20 protein-coding genes are annotated in these 20152 nt (G+C 59.7%); 5 read left to right on the top strand and 15 right to left on the bottom strand.

All coding sequences use genetic code 11. The annotated features are described in order from the left end of the window. Positions 1 to 15: 15 nt before the first annotated feature. The 3 genes from hrpA (at position 16) to JHD62_RS13965 (ending at position 6464) form a co-directional block, all read left to right on the top strand. Positions 16 to 3957, top strand: coding sequence for an ATP-dependent RNA helicase HrpA (gene hrpA, locus JHD62_RS13975; RefSeq protein WP_199103397.1), 3942 nt, complete (start codon positions 16 to 18; stop codon positions 3955 to 3957). Positions 3958 to 4043: 86 nt separating this feature from the next. Continuing rightward, positions 4044 to 5177: an HD-GYP domain-containing protein gene (locus tag JHD62_RS13970; RefSeq protein WP_045847962.1), complete on the top strand. Its 1134-nt coding sequence runs from the start codon at positions 4044 to 4046 to the stop codon at positions 5175 to 5177. A 126-nt stretch (positions 5178 to 5303) separates the two neighbouring features. Further along, positions 5304 to 6464 (top strand): HD-GYP domain-containing protein, encoded by a 1161-nt coding sequence (locus JHD62_RS13965; RefSeq protein WP_199103396.1) that lies wholly within the window; start codon positions 5304 to 5306, stop codon positions 6462 to 6464. A 72-nt stretch (positions 6465 to 6536) separates the two neighbouring features. Here the strand turns inward: JHD62_RS13965 and nagZ are convergent, their stop codons facing one another. The 15 genes from nagZ to rpoE form a co-directional block, all read right to left on the bottom strand. Next, positions 6537 to 7619 carry a beta-N-acetylhexosaminidase gene (gene nagZ, locus JHD62_RS13960; protein ID WP_199103395.1) on the bottom strand — a complete coding sequence of 361 codons (1083 nt, stop codon included), beginning with the start codon at positions 7617 to 7619 and terminating at the stop codon, positions 6537 to 6539. A gap of 77 nt (positions 7620 to 7696) precedes the next feature. Further along, entirely contained in the window at positions 7697 to 8077 is a 381-nt protein-coding gene (gene acpS / locus JHD62_RS13955; protein WP_199103394.1) for a holo-ACP synthase, read from the bottom strand. A gap of 20 nt (positions 8078 to 8097) precedes the next feature. Next, a complete protein-coding gene (pdxJ, locus tag JHD62_RS13950) occupies positions 8098 to 8823 on the bottom strand; it encodes a pyridoxine 5'-phosphate synthase (RefSeq protein ID WP_062787187.1) in 726 nt (241 codons plus the stop codon). Between the two features lie 22 nt (positions 8824 to 8845). Next, positions 8846 to 9577, bottom strand: a complete 732-nt coding sequence (gene recO / locus JHD62_RS13945) for a DNA repair protein RecO (RefSeq protein WP_045847956.1) — start codon at positions 9575 to 9577, stop codon at positions 8846 to 8848. Continuing rightward, positions 9574 to 9891, bottom strand: coding sequence for an antibiotic biosynthesis monooxygenase (locus JHD62_RS13940; protein WP_199103393.1), 318 nt, complete (start codon positions 9889 to 9891; stop codon positions 9574 to 9576). The genes recO and JHD62_RS13940 overlap by 4 nt, the downstream gene beginning before the upstream one ends. Beyond that, a complete protein-coding gene (gene era / locus JHD62_RS13935; protein WP_178973128.1) occupies positions 9891 to 10781 on the bottom strand; it encodes a GTPase Era in 891 nt (296 codons plus the stop codon). Before era ends, JHD62_RS13940 begins: the two co-directional genes overlap by 1 nt. Then, complete coding sequence (gene rnc / locus JHD62_RS13930; protein WP_178973127.1) at positions 10778 to 11488, bottom strand: ribonuclease III; 711 nt, start codon at positions 11486 to 11488, stop codon at positions 10778 to 10780. Before rnc ends, era begins: the two co-directional genes overlap by 4 nt. Before the next feature lie 5 nt (positions 11489 to 11493). Then, entirely contained in the window at positions 11494 to 11850 is a 357-nt protein-coding gene (locus tag JHD62_RS13925; protein ID WP_045847952.1) for a DUF4845 domain-containing protein, read from the bottom strand. 21 nt (positions 11851 to 11871) lie between these two features. Further along, a complete protein-coding gene (lepB, locus tag JHD62_RS13920; protein ID WP_052694226.1) occupies positions 11872 to 12834 on the bottom strand; it encodes a signal peptidase I in 963 nt (320 codons plus the stop codon). Continuing rightward, positions 12835 to 14628, bottom strand: coding sequence for a translation elongation factor 4 (lepA, locus tag JHD62_RS13915; RefSeq protein ID WP_131359579.1), 1794 nt, complete (start codon positions 14626 to 14628; stop codon positions 12835 to 12837). It lies immediately after the preceding gene. 65 nt (positions 14629 to 14693) lie between these two features. After that, positions 14694 to 14933, bottom strand: a complete 240-nt coding sequence (locus tag JHD62_RS13910; protein ID WP_045847950.1) for a glutaredoxin family protein — start codon at positions 14931 to 14933, stop codon at positions 14694 to 14696. Next, on the bottom strand, positions 14930 to 16345 hold the full coding sequence (locus JHD62_RS13905) for a DegQ family serine endoprotease (RefSeq protein WP_199103392.1): 1416 nt from the start codon (positions 16343 to 16345) through the stop codon (positions 14930 to 14932). Before JHD62_RS13905 ends, JHD62_RS13910 begins: the two co-directional genes overlap by 4 nt. Positions 16346 to 16438: 93 nt before the next feature. Then, on the bottom strand, positions 16439 to 17395 hold the full coding sequence (locus tag JHD62_RS13900; RefSeq protein ID WP_199103391.1) for a MucB/RseB C-terminal domain-containing protein: 957 nt from the start codon (positions 17393 to 17395) through the stop codon (positions 16439 to 16441). Beyond that, entirely contained in the window at positions 17395 to 17868 is a 474-nt protein-coding gene (locus JHD62_RS13895) for a sigma-E factor negative regulatory protein (protein WP_199103390.1), read from the bottom strand. Before JHD62_RS13895 ends, JHD62_RS13900 begins: the two co-directional genes overlap by 1 nt. Before the next feature lie 2 nt (positions 17869 to 17870). Then, the gene (gene rpoE / locus JHD62_RS13890; protein ID WP_045847946.1) at positions 17871 to 18470 is read right to left on the bottom strand and encodes an RNA polymerase sigma factor RpoE; all 600 of its coding nucleotides are present in this window, start codon (positions 18468 to 18470) and stop codon (positions 17871 to 17873) included. Between the two features lie 243 nt (positions 18471 to 18713). Between rpoE and prpB the strand changes: the two genes are divergently transcribed. Together prpB and JHD62_RS13880 are read left to right on the top strand one after the other, a co-directional pair. After that, positions 18714 to 19595: a methylisocitrate lyase gene (gene prpB, locus JHD62_RS13885; protein ID WP_045847945.1), complete on the top strand. Its 882-nt coding sequence runs from the start codon at positions 18714 to 18716 to the stop codon at positions 19593 to 19595. Between the two features lie 98 nt (positions 19596 to 19693). Further along, the coding region (locus JHD62_RS13880; RefSeq protein WP_304506250.1) for a citrate/2-methylcitrate synthase at positions 19694 to 20152 on the top strand (459 nt) is incomplete at its 3' end.

The raw sequence follows: 20152 nt of genomic DNA, 5'->3' as shown, positions 1-20152 counted from the left end.
AGTGCTCTTTGCCCGATGACCACCCCTGCCCAGCAACTGTCCCAACTGAAATCCCGCCTTGCCCATTGCCTGCTGCGCGACCGCCACGGCCTGCGACGCAAGCTGAATGATGTGGCTGAACGGCTGAAAAAAAACCAGCCGGCCGACAAGCTGCTGGATGATGTCCGTGCCCAGCTGGATCGCTCGGCCGCCCGCGCCGATGCCCGCCGTCAGCACCTGCCACGCCCGCAGTTTGACCCGGCCCTGCCGGTCAACCAGAAGCTGGACGACATCAAGGCCGCCATTGCCGGGCATCAGGTGGTGATCATCTGCGGCGAAACCGGCTCGGGCAAAACCACGCAGATTCCCAAAATCTGCCTGGAGCTGGGCCGTGGCGTGTACGGGCTGATCGGCCACACCCAGCCGCGCCGTCTGGCCGCACGCTCGGTGGCCACCCGCATTGCGCAGGAGCTGGGCTCGCAACTGGGCGAGCATGTCGGCTTCAAGGTGCGCTTTACCGACAAGCTGTCGGAAAAATCCGTCATCAAGCTGATGACCGACGGCATCATGCTGGCGGAAACCCAGACCGACCGCTATCTGGAAGCCTACGACACCATCATCATCGACGAGGCGCACGAACGCAGCCTCAACATCGACTTCCTGCTGGGCTTTCTCAAGCAGCTGCTGCCGCGCCGCCCGGACCTGAAAATCATCATCACCTCGGCCACCATCGACGCCGACCGCTTTGCCCGCCATTTTGATGGCGCACCGGTGATTGAAGTCTCCGGCCGCACCTTCCCTGTAGAGGTGCGCTATCGCCCGCTCAAGCAGCGCGACGAAGACGAGCGCGAAATGGAAATGGAAGACGCCATTGTCGATGCCGCCGACGAACTGTCGCGCCAGGGCGCGGGTGACATGTTGGTGTTTTTGCCGGGCGAGCGCGAAATCCGCGAAACGGCGGAAAAACTGCGCAAGTCCGGCATTCGCGGTTATGAAATCCTGCCCTTGTTTGCCCGCCTGTCAAACGAGGACCAGCAGAAAATCTTCAAGCCATCCGGCGGACGGCGCATCGTGCTGGCCACCAATGTGGCGGAAACCTCGCTGACCGTGCCGGGCATCAAGTATGTGATTGACACCGGCCTTGCGCGCATCAACCGCTACAGCCCGCGCGCCAAGGTGGAACAGCTGCAGGTAGAGAAGATTTCCCAGGCGGCGGCGCGCCAGCGTGCTGGCCGGTGCGGCCGGGTGGAAGCCGGTATCTGCGTGCGCCTGTACAGCGAAGAAGATTTCAACGCCCGCCCGGCGTTTACCGACCCGGAAATCGTCCGCTCCAACCTGGCGGCGGTGATTCTGCGCATGGCCGCGCTGCGCCTGGGCAGGGTAGATGCCTTCCCCTTTCTGGAAGCCCCCAGCAGCCGCCTGATTGCCGACGGCTACCAGGTGCTGACCGAACTGGGCGCAGTCACCGATACAAATGAACTGACCCCCATCGGCAAGGAACTGGCGCGTATTCCGGTGGACCCGAAAGTGGGCCGCCTGCTGCTGGCGGGCCGTGACTTCGGCTGCATGCGCGAGGTGCTGATCATCGCTTCGGCACTGTCCATCCAGGACCCGCGCGAGCGCCCTTTCGAGGCACGTGAAGCCGCCGAGCGTGCGCAAGCCCGCTTCAATGATGAGAAATCCGACTTCCTGTCCTATCTGCATCTGTGGGACTTCTTCAGCGAAGCCATCAAGCACAAGAAGTCCAACCGCCTGCTGGTGAACACCTGCCACGAGCACTTTCTGTCCTATCTGCGCCTGCGCGAATGGCGCGAGCTGCACGGCCAGCTGGCAGAGATTGCCAGCGAACTGGGCCTGATCAAGCGTGAGCAAGCGCATGCTGACGCCGAACAGCCCGACGCCCAGATGTCGCAGAAAAAGCGTCAGCAACTGGATGCCGTGGCCTATGAAAACCTGCACAAGGCGCTGCTGACCGGCCTGGTGGGCAATATCGGCATGAAGAACCTGGAAGGCGACGACTACCTGGGCGCACGTGGCGTCAGCTTCCATGTTTTCCCCGGTTCGGGCCTGAAAAAGAGCAAGCCCAAGTGGCTGGTGGCGGCCGAACTGGTGGAAACCACCCGCCTGTACGCCCGTTGCGTGGCCAAGATCGAGCCGGAGTGGGTGGAAAAACTGGCCCCCCATCTGGTGAAGTACCACTACTTTGAACCGCACTGGGAAAAGAGCCGCGGCGAAGTGGTAGCCAGCGAACGCGTCACCCTGTACGGCCTGACGCTGATTCCACGGCGGGCGGTAAGCTATGGCCGCATCGCGCCGGAAGAAGCGCGTGAGCTATTCATCCGCGGTGCGCTGGTGAATATGGACTACGTCAGCAATGCGCCCTTCTTCCAGCGCAACCAGCAGCTGATCCGCGAAGTGGAGCAGCTGGAACACAAGGCGCGCCGTCAGGACGTGCTGGTAGATGAAGAAGCGCTGTATGCCTTCTATCACGAACACATTCCCGCTACGGTAGTAGATGCCGCCAGCTTTGAGGCCTGGCGCAAGGAGGCGGAAAAAACCGAACCCAGGCTGCTGCACCTGACGCGCGACGAACTGATGCGCCACGCCGCCCAGCACGTGACGGAAAACCAGTTCCCGGAATGGCTGGAGCTGGAAGACGGCAAGCTGCGGCTCAAATACCGCTTTGAACCCAAGCACCCGCTGGATGGTGTCACCATGGATGTGCCACTGGCCATTCTCAACCGCCTGCAACCCGCCCCGTTTGAATGGCTGGTGCCGGGGATGATCCGCGACAAACTGCAACAGCTGATCAAGGGCCTGCCCAAGCAGGTAAGACGCTGCTGCGTGCCGGTGCCGGACTTTGTCACCCGCTTCCTCAGCAGCAATCCGGATGTGCAGCAGCCGATTGCGCCGCAATTGGCGCGTTTCATCCTGCGCGAAACCGGTGGCGTCAAAGTCGACATCGACGAGTTCAACAAGCAGGAATTGCCTGAGCATTTGCTGTTCAACTTCCGCATCATCGACGATGGCAAACAGGAAATCGGCCTGGGCCGCGACCTGCTGGCCCTGCAAAAACAGTTTGGCCAGGCCGCCCAGCTGACCTTCCGCGACAGCAGTGCCGATTTTGAACGGGATGATGTCAGCAGCTGGGACTTTGGCGAGTTGCCGGAAAGCATCCAGTTTGCCCGTGGCCGTCAGCAACTCACCGGCTATCCGGCGTTGACGCTGGAACAGGACAAGGTGGCCATCCGCCTGTTCGATACCCAGCCCGAAGCCGAACGCCACCATCGCGCCGGGGTGATCCGCCTGTTGCAACTGCAATTGAAGGAGCAGATGAAGCAACTGGGCAAGGGCCTGTCCGGCATGACCCAGATTGGCCTGAACCTGCGCAATGTCGCCAATGTGGAAGTGCTGCTGGCCGATGCCATTGCCTGCATCTGCGACCGCGCCTTTATCGGCGAGGACGCGCTGCCGCGCAGCGAAAAAGCCTTCAACGAGCAGAAAACCCGTGCCCGTACCCGCCTGCCCGCGGTGATTCAGGCGGTCACGCAGTATTTGAGCCAGATCGGCAGCGAATACATGGTGCTGCATACCAAATTGCAGAAGCACCGGCTGGGCAGTGAGCTACAACAACAATTGGGCAAGCTGGTTTATGCCGGTTTCCTGCAAGCCACACCGTGGGCGCAACTGCCGCACATCACTCGCTACATGCGTGCCATGAGCCTGCGCATGGACAAACAGCCGGCCAACCCGCAACGCGATGGTCAGCGAGCAGCAGAAATCCGCGAGCTATGGAACAAGTGGGAAGCCAGGCTGGCTGATGAACGAGAACGTGGCGAACCATCCGCCGCCTTGCTGGATTTCCGCTGGCAGCTGGAGGAACTGCGCGTCAGCCTGTTTGCCCAGGAGTTGAAAACGCCTTATCCGGTTTCGGTGAAGCGCTTGCAAAAGGCATGGCAGGATTTACCCAAACAATGATGATTATCAACATTTTCACCCGATATGCACGGGTGAAAATGTTGGTATATCTATATAATTTGGCCATTCAACGCTAACGGTGTGCCATGCCAGATCGCTCCTTGTCTGACAAACTGAAATCCAGCGCCATTTCCATCGGCAAGGAATTGCCGATGGATGTCTACGCCAAAAACGGCATTCTGCTGCTCAAGCGCGGGCATTATGTGCTGACGCCGGACATGAAGCACCGGCTGATCAAGCTGGGCTTTGCCGAACACGCCGAAGAGCCCAAGCCTGCGGACAAGACCGACGCTGAGGGTTACAAGAACCAGCTGCTGTTCGAAGAAGTTGCCTTTCTGCAGCAACGCGTACGCAGCATGTTGCAACATGCGCTGGGTCGTCCCGGACTGGAAGGACGGGTGCGCAGCATCGCCCAGGCGGTGATGACACTGTGCGAACGGCATCCGGACGGCCTGATTGCCGCCATGCTGTTACTGCCCTTCCAGGATTATGCGGCGGCCCACTCGCTGCATACCACCGCGCTGCTGGCACTGATTACCCGGCAGATGAAACTGCCGGCCGATCATCGGGAAATCCTGCTGTGCGCAGCACTCACCATGAATATTGCCCAGGTGGAACTGCAAAACGAACTGTTCCGCCACCAGGGTGCACTGGCAGCAGAACAGCATGCCGCCATTCGCGAGCACCCCTTGCTCAGCTCGGCCATCCTGCGTGAGGCCGGCATCGAGAACGATTTGTGGCATGCACTCATCCAGACCCACCACGAAAACTGGCATGGCAAGGGCTACCCCTTCGGGCTGGATCGCAAGCAAATCCTGCCGCCAGCGCATTTGCTGCACCTGGCTGACATCACCTGCGCCAAGCTGGCACCGCGCAGCTACCGGCCGCCACAACTGCCGGCCACCGCGCTGGGGCAGCTGTTCCAGCGCAAGGATGTGGACTTTGACGCCGCCTTCACCACCATGCTGATCCGCGAGCTGGGCATTTATCCGCCCGGCAGCTTTGTCCGACTGGCCAACGACGAAATCGGCGTGGTGCTGGCGCGTCGCCAGAAGCCCAGCGAGCCGCAAGTGGCCGCGCTGCGCAAGGCCGATGGCCCGGCTTATGCCGAGGTATTGCTGCGCGAAACCAGCCACGCGGCCTACAAGATCATCTCGCCTTGCCCGGCGCATATGTCGGGTGTGCGCATTTCCTTTCTGGCCGGGCTGTGGAAATACTGAAACCCCTTTACTGACAAGGAAAAGGGGCAAGGTAAAAACCATGCAAGGGCCGGCGCATCGGCCTATAATCGCAGCTGGCCTTAAGTTCAGTAGCCACTTGCCAACCCAGCCGACGACACGCTCAGCATGAACACCCGTTTCAAGATCCAATTACAGGACAAGGTAGCGCCCGACCAGATTCACATGGGCAAGGAACTACCACTGGATGTCTATGCCAAGAACGGCCTGCTGCTGCTGCGCAAGGGGCATTTCGTACTGAGCGACCGCCAGCGCGAAAAGCTGCTGGAAATGGGCTATTCGGTGGACGGCAACCGTCTGGATGCCATCAACCTGCCGGAACAGCCGGACACCATGATGGTGCGCGAAAGTGTGCTGCATGAAATGGCCTTCCTGCAACAGCGTACCCGCACCCTGCTGAGCTATGCCATGCAGCTGGAGGACTTCCCGCGCAAGGTATCGCTGGTAGTGCGCGACATCGTGCGGCTGACCGAGCAACACCCGGACGGAGTGATTGCCAGCCTGCTGCTGGTGCCATTCAATGAATACGGCCCGGCGCATGCCCTGCACACCACCGCCTTGCTGGCCTTGCTCAGCCGTCGCATTCCAGATTTGTCCGCAGAGCAGCGCAATTCCATGCTGTCTGCCGCGCTCACCATGAACATGTCCATCTGCGAGCTGCAAAACGCGCTTTACCATCAGCAGGAAGCGCTAAGCCCGCAGCAAGAGGACGAAATCGCCAGTCACCCCTTGATGAGTTCCGCCATCCTGCGTGAGGCCGGAGTGAGCGATGAGCTATGGCACTGGCTGGTACAGACCCACCATGAATCCTGGCTGGGCAATGGCTACCCCTACGGGCTGGGGCGTGGCGAAATCGAATCGCTGGCCCACATGCTGCACATGGCCGACATCACCTGCGCCAAGCTCACCCCGCGCAGCTACCGTGCCGGCATGGTGCCCGCCGCTGCCCTGGGGCATATCTTCCAGCGCAAGGACCACGAATTCGACCCGGCCTACACCACCTTGCTGATCAAGGAACTGGGCATCTACCCGCCCGGCAGCTTTGTCAAACTGGCCAATGATGAAATAGGTGTGGTACTGGCGCGCCGCGAAAAAGCCAGCGAACCGCAAGTGGCGGCCATTCGCCGCAGCGACGGCCCGGCATACATCGACGCCCTGATCCGCGACACCAGCCAACCGGCACACAAGGTGGTTGCTCCCTGCCCGGCCACGCTGGCAGGTGTGCGGCCTTCGCATCTGGCACGGCTGTGGCGCACCCAGCCCAGCTGAACTGTCGACTGAACTGTCAGCTGCAAAAGCAAAAAGCCGGCAAATGCCGGCTTTTTGCTTGAATCAACGCGCTTAACTGGCCTCTCCAACAGCGGGCCCCTGCAACACGTTTTGCGGAATGGCCAGCGCCTTCACCTCTGCCTGGCGCGCAGCAAAGGCCGGACTGAGGATTGCCTGCTGCCAGCCGGCAATGTCTCCGGTCCCGGCCATGCGCTGCAAACGCTCGGCCAGACGCGGCTGGGCTGGCGGCTGCAGCCCGGCCAGCACTTCGTCGGCACGTTCCGGCTGATTGCACACCAGCACCATATCGCAACCTGCCGCCAGTGCAGCTTCGGCACGCTCGACAAAGCTGCCTGCGCCGGCGGCACCTTCCATGCCCAGGTCGTCCGAGAAGATGACGCCATCAAAAGCCAGCTTGCCGCGCAGGATGTCTTGCAGCCATACCGGGGAGAAGCCGGCCGGGCGGCTGTCCACTGCCGGGTACACCACATGTGCCGGCATCACCGACCCCATGCCTGCCTCTGCCAGGCGGGCAAACGGAATCAAGTCGTCTGCTTCCAGCTCGGCCAGTGTGCGGTCGTCCTGCGGCATCACGAAATGGCTGTCGCCAGCAACAAAACCATGACCGGGGAAATGCTTGCCGCACGTGGACATGCCACCTTGCCGCAGGCCACGCTGCAAGGCCAGGGCCAGTTCGCTGACAATGTGCGGGTCGCGATGGAAAGCCCGGTTGCCGATGACGGCACAGCGCCCCCAGTCAAGGTCCAGCACCGGAGTGAAGGACAGGTCGATGCCGCAGGCGCGCAATTCACCCGCCAGCACCACACCAACATTCTCGGCAGCGGCACGGGCGGCGGTTTCGTCCTGCTGCCACAACTCACCCAGCACGTTCATGGGCGGCAGACGGGTGAAGCCATCGAGAAAACGCTGCACACGACCACCTTCGTGGTCGACGGCGATCAGCAGTTCCGGCGTGCGCAGTGCGCGGATTTCCGCCGTCAGCACCTTGAGCTGGTCGATATTTTCGAAATTGCGGCGAAACAGGATGACCCCGCCCACCAGCGGATGGGACAGACGCTGTCTTTCCTGCTCGGTCAGGCCAAAGCCATGTACATCCACCATTACCGGTCCACGCGGCAGATTCGCTACTTGCATGGCTGATTCTCCAAGACTGTGCGAAGGCACCCCTCCGCTATTCAATTGATGATGGCACCGGGCCGGGCCCGGCGGCGCTAGGCTTGCTCCAGCACGACGAAAGCCAGCGCGTGTTCCCGCTCGTCGGTAATGGAAACATGGCTGCGCACAATGCCGCGCTGGCTGAGAAAGGCCTGCAAGCCAGCAGAAAAGACCAGTTGCGGCTTGCCCAGTTCGTCATGACTGACCGCAATGGCAGTCAATAGCACCGGGTCTACCACCCCGGTGCCAACCGCCTTGGACAGCGCTTCTTTCACGGCAAAACGCTTGGCCAGAAAGCGCGCCTGGTCGCGGGACTGCAGAAAATCCGCCATTTCGGACTCGGCCAGAATGCGCCGGCCGGCCTTGTCACCCCAGCGCTGCAGCAGACCCTGCATGCGGGCGATTTCCACCATGTCCGTGCCAATGCCATAGATCATCTGCCCGCTCCTGTCCTGCTTCAGCCACGGGCTTCCTGCATCAGGGCTTTCATGTCACGCACAGCGCGATCCAGACCCACGAACACCGCCTGGCCAATGATGGCGTGGCCAATGTTCAGTTCGGTGATTTGCGGGATGGCAGCAATCGGCTTGACGTTGTGATAGTTCAGGCCATGACCGGCATTTACCACCATGCCCAGCTCGGCGGCAAAGGCGGCCGCACCGCGAATGCGTGCCAGCTCGGCTTCGCGCTCAGCGGCATGCACGGCATCGGCGTAGGCACCGGTGTGCAGCTCGATCACTCGCGCACCGGCTTCGAAGGCCTTGCTGATTTGCGCACGGTCCGGGTCGATGAAGATGGACACGCGAATTCCTGCCTGTTGCAGGGTTTCGGTGTAATGACAGACATCTGCATAGTGACCCAGTACATCCAGACCGCCTTCGGTGGTGACTTCTTCGCGCTTCTCCGGCACCAGGCATACGTCTTCCGGTGCCACGGCCAGCGCATTGGCCAGCATTTCCGGCGTCATCGCCATTTCCAGGTTCATGCGGGTCTTGATGACCTGACGCATGGCCACCACGTCGGCATCCTGAATGTGACGGCGATCTTCGCGCAGATGCAGGGTAATCAGGTCGGCACCGGCGGTTTCTGCCACCAGCGCCGCTTCGATCGGGCTGGGATAGCGGGTACCGCGCGCCTGGCGCAGGGTGGCAACGTGGTCGATATTCACACCAAGCAAAATCATGTTCAGCTCCTGTTGGCAGGCCTCAGTCGGCAATGGCGTTGACGGCCTGCAAGAGTTCACGCGAGGCAAATGGCTCCTCGCCCAGCAAATCGGTCAATAGCAGTCGCAGCAGGCTGCGCGCCGCGCGGCGGGTGCTGATGGCAGTGTAGTTGTCTGCCTCGATGGCCAGCAGTTCACTGCCTGGCAGGCGCAGAAAGGGCCCTGTCGGGTCGAATCCGGCATCGCGCTCGGGCAAGGCACCACCACGGCACAAGTAGAGGGCTGCGGCGTCGATGGCGGCGCCGTGCTGGTCGCAGGCGAAGCTGCCAGCATAGCCCAGCGCCTGCAATAGCCGCAATTCGTAACGTCGCAAGGTGGCAGACAGGGAGTCGGCCAGCGCCAGCGCCCTGACCGCCTGGTCGTAGACTGCGAAGGCACGCGGTTCGGCGTCGTCACGGGCGGTGAGCTTGAGCATCAGCTCGTTCAGATAAAAACCGCAGATCAGGCGCATGCCGGCCAGTTGCGGCACCCCGCCATTCCATTCAGCCGTGTGCAGGGTACGTACCTCGCCCTTGCCGAACCAGGACAGGGTAAGTGGCTGGAACGGCAGCAGGACGCCACGCACATCGGCACGTGGCCGGCGCGCACCGCGCGCCACCATGGTGAAGCGGCCATGCTGCGGCGTCAGCACTTCCACCAGTAGGCTGGTTTCCCGGTAGGGTTGTGCATGCAGCAAATACGCCGCCTGACGGTCCACCCTGCCTTGCTGACTCATTTCTTCATTCCGGAACCAACATCCGCAGGCGGGCTGATGCGGTCGATCTGCAGGGCAAATTGCAGCTCGCCTTCCCGGTCACCGGCACGGGACAACAACTGCTCGGCATGCATGCGCCAGGCGGCAATGGCGTCCACATTGTCCCAGTAGCAACGGGTGAAGGCCCTGCCGCTGTCATCCTGCACGGAGTCAGCACCCAGATAGCCCGCTTGCAGGCTGGCCAGGCGCAGCATGCGTCCGGTCAGGTCAGCCGGGCTGGCGGGTGCAGAAAAAATCACCGCCCAACAGGGCGGCTGTGAAGAAGCGTGCAACATCAGTTCAAGCCGAATTCCCGCAGGAAGCGTACATCATCGGCCCAGCCGGATTTCACCTTCACCCACACTTGCAGGAATACCTTGCCGTCAAACAGCTTTTCCATGTCGAGACGGGCTTCGGTGGAAATTTTCTTCAGCTTCTCGCCACCCTTGCCGATCACGATGGGCTTCTGGTTTTCCTTGTCCACCAGAACGGCAATGTGGATGCGGCGCAGCGCACCGTCCATCTCGAACATTTCCACTTCCACGTTCATTTCGTAAGGCAGTTCTTCGCCCAGATAGCGGAACAGCTTTTCGCGCACGATTTCGGCCGACAGGAAACGCTCGCTCTTGTCGGTCACCATGTCTTCCGGATATAGCGGCATGGATTCGGGCAGATGCGGACGCACCTTGTCCAAGAGTTCGCTCAGGCGCTGGCCATGTTTGGCGCTGACCACTTCGCAATCGGTAAAGGGGAATTCCGCACGCACGCCGTCGATGAATTCCTGCAGCAACAGCTTGTCCTTGACCTTGTCCAGCTTGTTGATCACCAGGATTACCGGCGTGTGTTTTGGCAGCAGCGCCATCACTTCGCGGTCGGCCGCGCTGATGCGCATGGCTTCCAGGATGAACAGCACACAGTCCACGCTACCCAGCGAATCCTTCACGCTCTTGTTGAGCGTTTCGTTGAGCGCGCCCTTGTGGAAGGTCTGGAAACCCGGCGTATCAACAAAAATGAACTGGGCATTGTCTTCGGTATGAATGCCGTTAACCCGATGGCGCGTGGTTTGCGCCTTTTTCGAAGTGATGCTGACTTTCTGGCCGATGAGGTGATTCATCAGCGTGGACTTGCCCACATTCGGGCGGCCCACGATGGCTACAAAGCCACAGTGATATGCGTGTTCTGTCATGCGTGTTTCTTGCCTGTGGCCAGTTTTTGTTCAAGGAGCAGCAAGGCAGCTTCGGCCGCCTGCTGTTCTGCGGCGCGGCGGCTACCGCCTTCGCCTTGTGATTCGATCATCAGTTCGCCCAGATCGCACATTACCTTGAACCATTGTTCGTGGGCTTCGCCGGTCTGGCCAAGAATGCGGTATTTGGGCAAGGGCCATTTGCGCGCCTGCAAGGCTTCCTGCAGGCGGGTCTTGGCATCCTTGGCATGCTTGGTGGGGTCGATGGCGGCCACGCGGCTGCCATACAGCCGACGTACCACCTGTTCGGCATGCTGGAAGTCGGCATCAAAGCTGACCGCCGCAAAAGTGGCTTCCAGCGCATCGGCCAGAATGGACGGACGGTTGAAGCCACCGCTTTTGAGCTCGCCTTCGCCCAGATACAGGTAGTCACCCAGCTTCAGTTCGTGGGCGATTTCCGCCAGCGTGTTCTGGTTGACCAGATTGGCCCGCAGCCGCGACAGCTCGCCCTCGCTCAGGCGGGGGAACTGGTCGAACAACATGCGCGCCACGGTGTAATTGAGAATGCTGTCGCCAATGAACTCGAAACGCTCATTGTTGGACGCGGCAAAGCTGCGGTGCGTCAGCGCCTGACGCAGCAGATCGGGCTTCTGGAATGAATAATCCAGCGCCTCGGACAGGCGCCGGAATCGGGTATCAACATGGTTCACGGTAGTTACTGAGGTGTCTGTCCAGCCTGGGTATCAAAATCGAAGGCCAGGCTGACATTGGCAAACAGCGGTACTTCGCGCCGGTAGGCGGCACGAACGAACACACTGTTGCTGGTGGTAATGATGGTGAGGTTTTCCGGCTTGATCGAGGAAATGTCGCCCACCATGGCATGGTTCATGAACTCACGACGCAAATCGTACTCGCTCTTGCCGGTTTGCCCGGCCATGGCCGTCACTGCCTTGCGCACTTCGGCATACTCTTTGTATACCGGCAGCACCTTGCCTGCCAGCAGGAAACCTGCGCCGACAAACAACATGATGACCAGAACAGAAATGACTGACAAACCGTGCTGACGCTGCATGTGAGTCCCCATGACTTGGTATTAGTGGATGCTGGTGCCGATGCGTGACAGGGCGCCGAAGTTCATCCAGATCAGGAAAGCCTTGCCCACCATCAGCTTGTCGTCAACAAAGCCCCAGTAGCGGCCATCCAGGCTGTTGTCCCGGTTATCGCCCAGCATGAAGTAATGACCAGCAGGCACCTTGCAGACAAAGCCGTTGTCATCATACTGGCATTGGTCGCGGTAAGGGAATTCTGCCACCTGCCCCAGTGCCACCACCGGCGCATCCGGAATGTTCAGGACCTTGTACGCCTTGCCGTCCATCACTTCCTTGAACTGGTCGTTGTGAATCGTGCCCAGGCTTTGTTCAAGATAGTCATAAGTACCGTCTTTTTCATCCGGTACTGCCTTGCCATTGATGGTGAGACGCTTGTTGCGGTATTCCACCACGTCACCGGCAACACCAATCACACGCTTGATGTAGTTGACCTTGGGGTTGGGCGGATAGTTGAACACCACCACATCCCCGCGGCTGACCTTGCCCACCGGCACGATCACGTTGTTGAGCACCGGCACACGGATGCCGTAGGCAAACTTGTTGACCAGGATGAAGTCACCCACCACCAGCCCCGGACGCATGGAGCTGCTGGGAATCTGGAAGGGTTCCACCAGGAAGGAACGCAACAGGAACACCACCAGGATGACCGGAAAAAACCCGCGCGAGTATTCAACGAAGTGCCCTGCTTCACCGGCACGTTTCTTTGCCAGCACAAACTTGTCCAGCGCCCAGACCACACCGGTCACCAGCACGAACACCAGCATCACCGCGGTGAAGCTCATGTAATTGGACAACAGGCCAAAGCCACCGATGACCAGGGCCAGATAGCCCCACTGCACCGATACCGGCCAATCTTTCTGGCCGACTTCACGCTGGCCGCCAAAAGCAATCAGCATGCCGCCGACAATCACGGCAACGATAAATACCCAGAACAGGTTTTCGCCCACTTATTTGTCCCCTACTTGAAGAATGGCCAGGAATGCCTCTTGCGGAATTTCCACATTACCCACCTGTTTCATCCGCTTCTTGCCTGCCTTTTGTTTTTCCAGCAGCTTTTTCTTACGGGTGATGTCACCGCCGTAGCACTTGGCCAGCACGTTCTTGCGCAGCGCCTTGACGGTTTCACGCGCAATGATATGCCCGCCGATGGCCGCCTGCACAGCGATGTCGAACATCTGGCGCGGAATCAGCTCGCGCATCTTGGACACCAGCTCGCGACCACGGTAAATACTGGAGGCACGATGCACGATCAGGCTGAGTGCATCCACTTTCTCGCTGTTTACCAGCACATCCAGCTTGACCAGGTCGGAGCACTGGAATTCCTTGAACTCGTAATCCAGCGAGGCATAACCACGACTGGTGGACTTGAGCTTGTCAAAGAAGTCCATCACCACTTCGTTCATCGGCATGTCGTAGGTCAGCATCACCTGACGGCCCAGGTACTGCATATTGCGCTGTACGCCGCGCTTCTGGGTACACAGGGTGATCACCGCGCCCACATAATCCTGCGGCACCAGGATGTGCGCCGTGATGATGGGTTCGCGGATTTCCTCGATCTTGCCCGGATCCGGCAGGCGCGACGGGTTTTCCACCTGGATGATGCTGCCATCCTTGAGCACCAGCTCGTACACCACGGTGGGTGCCGTGGTGATCAGGTCCATGTCGAATTCGCGTTCCAGACGTTCCTGCACGATTTCCAGATGCAACAGGCCAAGGAAGCCGCAACGGAAACCAAAGCCCAGCGCCTGCGACACTTCCGGCTCGAACTTGAGCGAGGCGTCGTTCAGTTGCAGTTTTTCCAGCGCATCGCGCAGCGCTTCGTAATCGTGGCTTTCCACCGGGTACAGACCGGCAAATACCTGGGACTGCACTTCCTTGAAGCCCGGCAGCGGCTCGGTGGCCGGCGTTTTCATCAGCGTGATGGTATCGCCCACCTTGGCCGACTTCAGTTCCTTGATACCGGCAATGATGAAGCCCACTTCACCGGCGTTCAGCACTTCGCGCTGCACCGACTTGGGCGAGAACACGCCCACCTGCTCCACCAGATGCTCGGCACCGGTGGCCATGAACTTGATCTTGTCCTTGGGACGTACCTGACCGTCCTTGACGCGCACCAGCATCACCACGCCGACATAGTTGTCAAACCAGGAGTCGATGATCAGCGCCTTGAGCGGGCCGTCCGGGTTGCCTTCCGGCGGCGGAATCTTGCTGACCACGGTTTCCAGAATGTCTTCAATGCCGATGCCGGACTTGGCCGAGGCACGCACGGCATCAATGGCTTCAATGCCGATGATGTCCTCGATTTCCTGCGAGACACGCTCGGGTTCGGCCGCGGGCAGGTCGATCTTGTTCAGCACCGGCACCACTTCCACGCCCAGGTCGATGGCGGTGTAGCAGTTGGCCACGGTCTGCGCTTCCACGCCCTGCGAGGCATCCACCACCAGCAATGCGCCTTCGCAGGCGGACAGCGAGCGGGAAACCTCATAGGAGAAGTCCACATGCCCCGGGGTGTCGATCAGGTTCAGGTTGTACACCTGTCCGTCGCGCGCCTTGTATTGCAAGGCTGCCGTCTGGGCCTTGATGGTGATGCCGCGTTCTTTCTCGATATCCATCGAGTCGAGCACCTGGGCACTCATTTCACGCAGTTCGAGGCCACCGCAAAACTGGATGAAGCGGTCGGCCAGGGTCGATTTGCCATGGTCGATATGGGCAATGATCGAGAAATTTCTGATATGTTTCATCGGTATCCAGCAAAAAGATAAGGGCACGCTGGCGTGCCCTCGAACAACTCACACTGGCGCGGATTTTAGCCGATTTCGCCCAAATGTGCAGCCAAAGCAGGAATATCCAGATGCCAGTGACAAATCTCCTGTTCACCATCCATCAAAACCGGCACCAGTTCGTTGAATCTGGCCTCCAGTTCGGGGTCTGCATCCACATCCACCACATCCAGCGCAAAGCCGTGCCGGTCTTGCCACGGCTTGAGTTCCGCCAGCATCTGATGGCACAAACTGCAGTACTCCCGGAAATACAAAGTCAGCTTCATTCTTCTCCACCAATGCTCAAGGGCACAAACAGGGTGATGCCCTGACGCCAGAGCTGCAAGGCCAGGGTACTTCCCTTGGGTGCAGCAGTTACCGCCGCCTTGAACTGGGCAAAACTGCCCAGCGCCTCACCACCCAGATCAACAATCACGTCACCCGGCTGAATGCCGGCACGGGCCGCAGCACCACTCACCCGTTTCACCTGCAAACCGTACTTGACCCCCACCTTGGCCAGTTGAGCAGGCGTCAACTCCTGCAAGGCAAGGCCCAGCTGCTTCATGTTCTGCGCATCCGGCACCGCTTGCGGCGAACGGTACTCGCGCTGAGCGGTACGGGCGTCTTCGGTTTTCAGCTCTTCCGGCACCACAGTCAGTTTCTGCATGGCACGATTGCGCCACACTTCCAGCACCACCGGCTTGCCCGGACGAATGGCACCAATCAGGCGCGGCAAGTCTGACGAAGAGTCCACGGCCTGTCCGGCGACGGAGAGGATAATATCACCGGTTCGCAACCCTGCCTTCTCGGCCGGACTTTTTTTCTCCACATCATTCACCAGCGCACCAGCCGGCCTGGCCAGGCCAAAGGAGGCGGCCAGATCCTTGTTCAGCTCCTGGATTGCCACGCCAATACGACCGCGACTGACCTTGCCGGTGGCCTTGAGTTGATCTGCCACATTCATGGCCACATCAATCGGAATGGAGAAGGAAATACCCATGAAGCCACCGGAACGGCTGTAGATCTGGGAATTGATACCGATCACTTCACCCTTGAGATTGAACAGCGGGCCACCGGAATTCCCCGGATTCACTGCCGCATCGGTTTGCAGGAAGGGGACAAAATTCTCATCCGGCAGCAGGCGATTCTTGGCCGAGACAATGCCGGAAGTGACGGTATTCTCGAAGCCAAACGGCGAACCAATGGCCAGCACCCACTCGCCAACCTTCACGTCCGCCATATTTCCCAGCCGCACTACAGGGAGGTTCTTGGCATCAATCTTGAGCAAGGCCACATCGGTGCGCGCATCGGAACCAATCACCTTGGCCTTGAATTCACGCTTGTCGGTCAGGGTGACGGTAATCTCGTCCGCCCGCGCCACCACGTGGGCATTGGTCAGCAAATAGCCATCCGGCGAAATGATGAAGCCGGAGCCCAGCGAACGCTCCTGTCGCTCTTGCTGCTGTTGCGGGGCAAAACGGCGGAAGAATTCGAAGAATGGATCGCCCTCCATGCCTTCGGGCATGGCACTGACATTCTGCTTGATGGTGGATGTGGTACTGACGTTGACGACAGCACGCCCTTCCGTTTCAACGATACGGGTGAAGTCAGGCAAATCAGCCGCCAGGGCAGCCGCAGGTTGGACAGTGAATGCAGAAGCCGCCAGCATGGCAGCAACGATCAGCTTTTTGATCGACATGGTCACTCCATCTTGATGTGGTTTGCACAGAAAACAGCGGAAGGTTAAAACGGCCGACCACCCCGAACAAGGCGGGAAGGTCGGCCAGCACCATCATGGCTTGAGTGTGATCTTGAGGTTCCTGATCATCGCCAGCATGGTCGGTTCGGGCAGATCGCCCACCAGGGTGACCAGATAGTCCCCCTGTGTCGCCGTGGCCATATTAACCGCGCCATGCAGATTAACCGCACGTTCGGCACGGCTATCGCCCTGCGGCTCGATGAACAGCGACAACATCACCAGACCGTCGCTATACACCATGTGCCGCACCGTACGCTCTGCCTGACCGGGCAGGCTGCGCTGCACCGCACGCAACAGCCTGAAGCCACCGGGCATGCCGGTAACTTCAGACGGCGCGTCGGCATCCAGCGTCATCTGGGGCGCACTGGCGCTGCGCAATACATAGCTCAGCTTGTATTGCGGCTTGAAGGCTGCACGGTCTTTCGGGCCTTGCAATTCGACTTCGGTAAAAGTGAACTGCTCCACCGGTTCTCCGGCGGCATTTTGCGTGATGACCTTCAGCGGAAGATTGCTGACCGGATCAACGCACATGCGCAAGGCGTAACGCTTGCTGTCCTTGGGCTTGAGGTCCAGCCAGTTGCAGTCACGCTGCGCCACCCGGTCCTTGCCACCATGCTTCAGCGTGTAGGACTGGGCGATATTGCTGATGTCGTCGGGCAAAATGGCCGGAAACAGGCGCATGGCGCTTACCTTGGCCGCTCCCAGCGACTTGGCATCCGGCGCGTAGCAGACCAACTCGAAACCCTTGCGGATGATTTCGCGCGACGGACCATCCAGCGAGGTGCGTTTTTCCTGGATGTTGTCACCAGAACCGGCACGCACAATACGGTAGGTTTCCAGAGAGGCATTCATCTGATGCAGGTAGGTGCCGCTCAGTGGCAATTGCCTTGCCGCTGCAGCGGCTTTTTTTACCACCAGCCAATCATCGTCCGCGTGAGCCAGTACGGCCACCCCCATCAGACAAACCCCGGAGAGCTGTGTCAGACGCATCAGTGGCGGACTCCATTCCCGTAAGCAACCTTGACTACGCTCTGGTCAGCAGTCATTTCCTGATGGGCCGCCAGGTACAGGTCGTCATGCTCCTGGGCCGACTGTACCGACGCTACCGGCACACCCCGGTCCGCCACGGCGGAATCGGCATTGCCATGCGACAGCTGCTGCCAGCCGACCACAGCGGCAAAGCTGACGCTGGCGGCCAGCGCCACGGCACCTGCACGGCGCGATCGCATGGGCGCAAACCAGCGACGTGGCGCCAGTACCGTGGGTTCAGCAGCCAGGCGCGTGGCAACACGCTGACGCACATTGACGCTCACATGGGAATTGTCACGCATGGCATCCCCGATCAGGTGGTAGGCATCCCACACCTGCTTGAGCTCCTCTTCTTCCGTGATGGCTTTGATTGTTCTGTCTGCGAGCTGCCCGTCCAGCTCGCCATCCATCAGTGCAGATAATTTTTCTTTCATACCTACCACCTTTTGTTTTTTGCCGTATCCAGCAATGGCCTCAACTCGGCAGCAATGGCCTCCCGCGCACGGAAAATACGCGAGCGGACGGTGCCGATGGGACAATTCATTACCTGTGCAATCTCTTCGTAGGACAGTCCGTCCATTTCCCTGAGGGTAATGGCGGTTCTGAGTTCCTCCGGCAAAGCCTGCACGGCACTGTTCACTGTCGTCACGATTTCCTTGTTCATCAGCTCGGTTTCGGGCGTATTCATGTCGGGAACTTGCGACGCCAGGTCGAAGCTCTCGCCATCTTCGTCTTCAAACTCGCTGTTCACCACCGGACGACGCCCGGCTGAACTGAGGAAATTCTTGGCAGTATTGATGCCGATTCGGTACAGCCATGTGTAAAACGCGCTCTCGCCACGGAAAGATGGCAAGGCGCGATACGCTTTGACGAATGCTTCTTGCGTCACATCTTCGATGTCGGCGCCGTCGCGAATGAAACGTGACAAAAGTCTGGCCAGACGACGCTGATATTTTCCAACAAGCAGGTCGAAAGCTCTTTTTTCACCTCGCTGGGCACGCTCCACCAACTGTTGATCGATCTCACGATCACTCATGTCGTTGTAATGCTCCCTGAATTGTCCACTGGTTTAGTTGTGTGTACTGCTGTGTGAACACAACGCTAGACAGTGGCTCGTGCAATGAGTTCCCCCGAGCTTTGCTGCCCGGAAACATAGCAGACCTTGCGCAAAAGCTGAAACTTTCCTCCGTGCAGAATGAGGCCATAGAGCATTTGCACTCCAACCAAGCACTTGCTAGAATGACCACAACATCACCCGGATCAACACAAGGACCCAGCCATGAGCACACCCGGTCAACGCTTCCGTCTCGCCGTAGAACAAGAAAAGCCGCTGCAGGTTGTAGGTGCAGTCAACGCCTATGCAGCACGTTTGGCCGAACACTCTGGCTTCAAGTCCCTGTATCTGTCCGGCGGCGGCGTGGCTGCCTGCTCCTGCGGCATTCCGGACCTGGGCATCACCACCCTGGAAGACGTGCTGATTGATGTGCGCCGCATTACCGACGTAACCGAACTGCCGCTGCTGGTGGATATCGATACCGGCTGGGGCGGCGCTTTCAATATCGCCCGCGCCATCCGCAGCCTGGAAAAAGCTGGTGCCGCTGCCGTGCATATCGAAGACCAGGTACAGCAAAAGCGCTGTGGCCACCGCCCGAACAAGGCGATTGTCAGCCAGGAAGAAATGGTAGACCGCATCAAGGCCGCCACCGATGCGCGCAAGGATGACAGCTTCGTCATCATGGCCCGCACCGATGCGCTGGCGGTGGAAGGACTGGATTCCGCCATCGAACGCGCCGTGGCCTGCGTGGAAGCCGGTGCCGACATGATTTTCCCGGAAGCAATGACCGACCTGGCCATGTACAAGCAATTTGCCGAAGCCGTGGGTGTACCGGTGCTGGCCAACATCACCGAGTTTGGCTCAACCCCGCTCTACACCACCCAGGAGCTGGGCGAAAACGGTGTGTCGCTGGTGCTGTACCCGCTATCTGCCTTCCGCGCCATGAGCCAGGCCGCACTGAATGTATACGGCGCGCTGCGTCGCGATGGCACTCAGAAAAATGTGCTGGACCTGATGCAGACCCGCATGGATCTGTACGAACACCTGGGCTACCACAGCTACGAGCAAAAGCTGGATGGGCTATTTGCCGAAGGCAAGAACAAGTAACTGACTCACGCAGCAAACCCAATCAGGCCGGGTAGCCATAGGCTGTCCAGCCATGCGCACAACAGTAACACCAGAGAAATTGTCCAAGGAGAAATGGCATGACTGAAGTGGTTCTGACTGGCAAGCCGAAGAAATCGGTCGCCCTGTCCGGCGTTGCCGCCGGCAATACCGCCCTGTGCACGGTTGGCCGTACCGGCAACGACCTGAGCTATCGCGGCTATGACATTCTGGATATCGCCGACCAGTGCGAGTTTGAAGAAGTGGCCTACCTGCTGGTGCACGGCAAGCTGCCGAACAAGGCCGAGCTGGCTGGCTACAAGCAAAAGCTGAAAGCCCTGCGCGGCCTGCCGCAAGTGGTGAAGAGCGTGCTGGAAGCCCTGCCCGCCTCCGCCCACCCGATGGACGTGATGCGCAGCGGCGTATCCGCCCTGGGCTGCACCCTGCCGGAAAAGGACGACCACAACATCGCCGGTGCGCGTGACATCGCCGACCGCCTGATGGCTTCCTTCGGCTCCATGCTGCTGTACTGGTACCACTTCAGCCACAACGGCAAGCGC

Origin of the sequence: Aquitalea sp. ASV11 (assembly GCF_016429185.1) — a bacterium.
GTDB classification, from domain to species: domain Bacteria; phylum Pseudomonadota; class Gammaproteobacteria; order Burkholderiales; family Chromobacteriaceae; genus Aquitalea; species Aquitalea pelogenes.
This window is presented reverse-complemented; position numbering and strand designations above follow the sequence as displayed.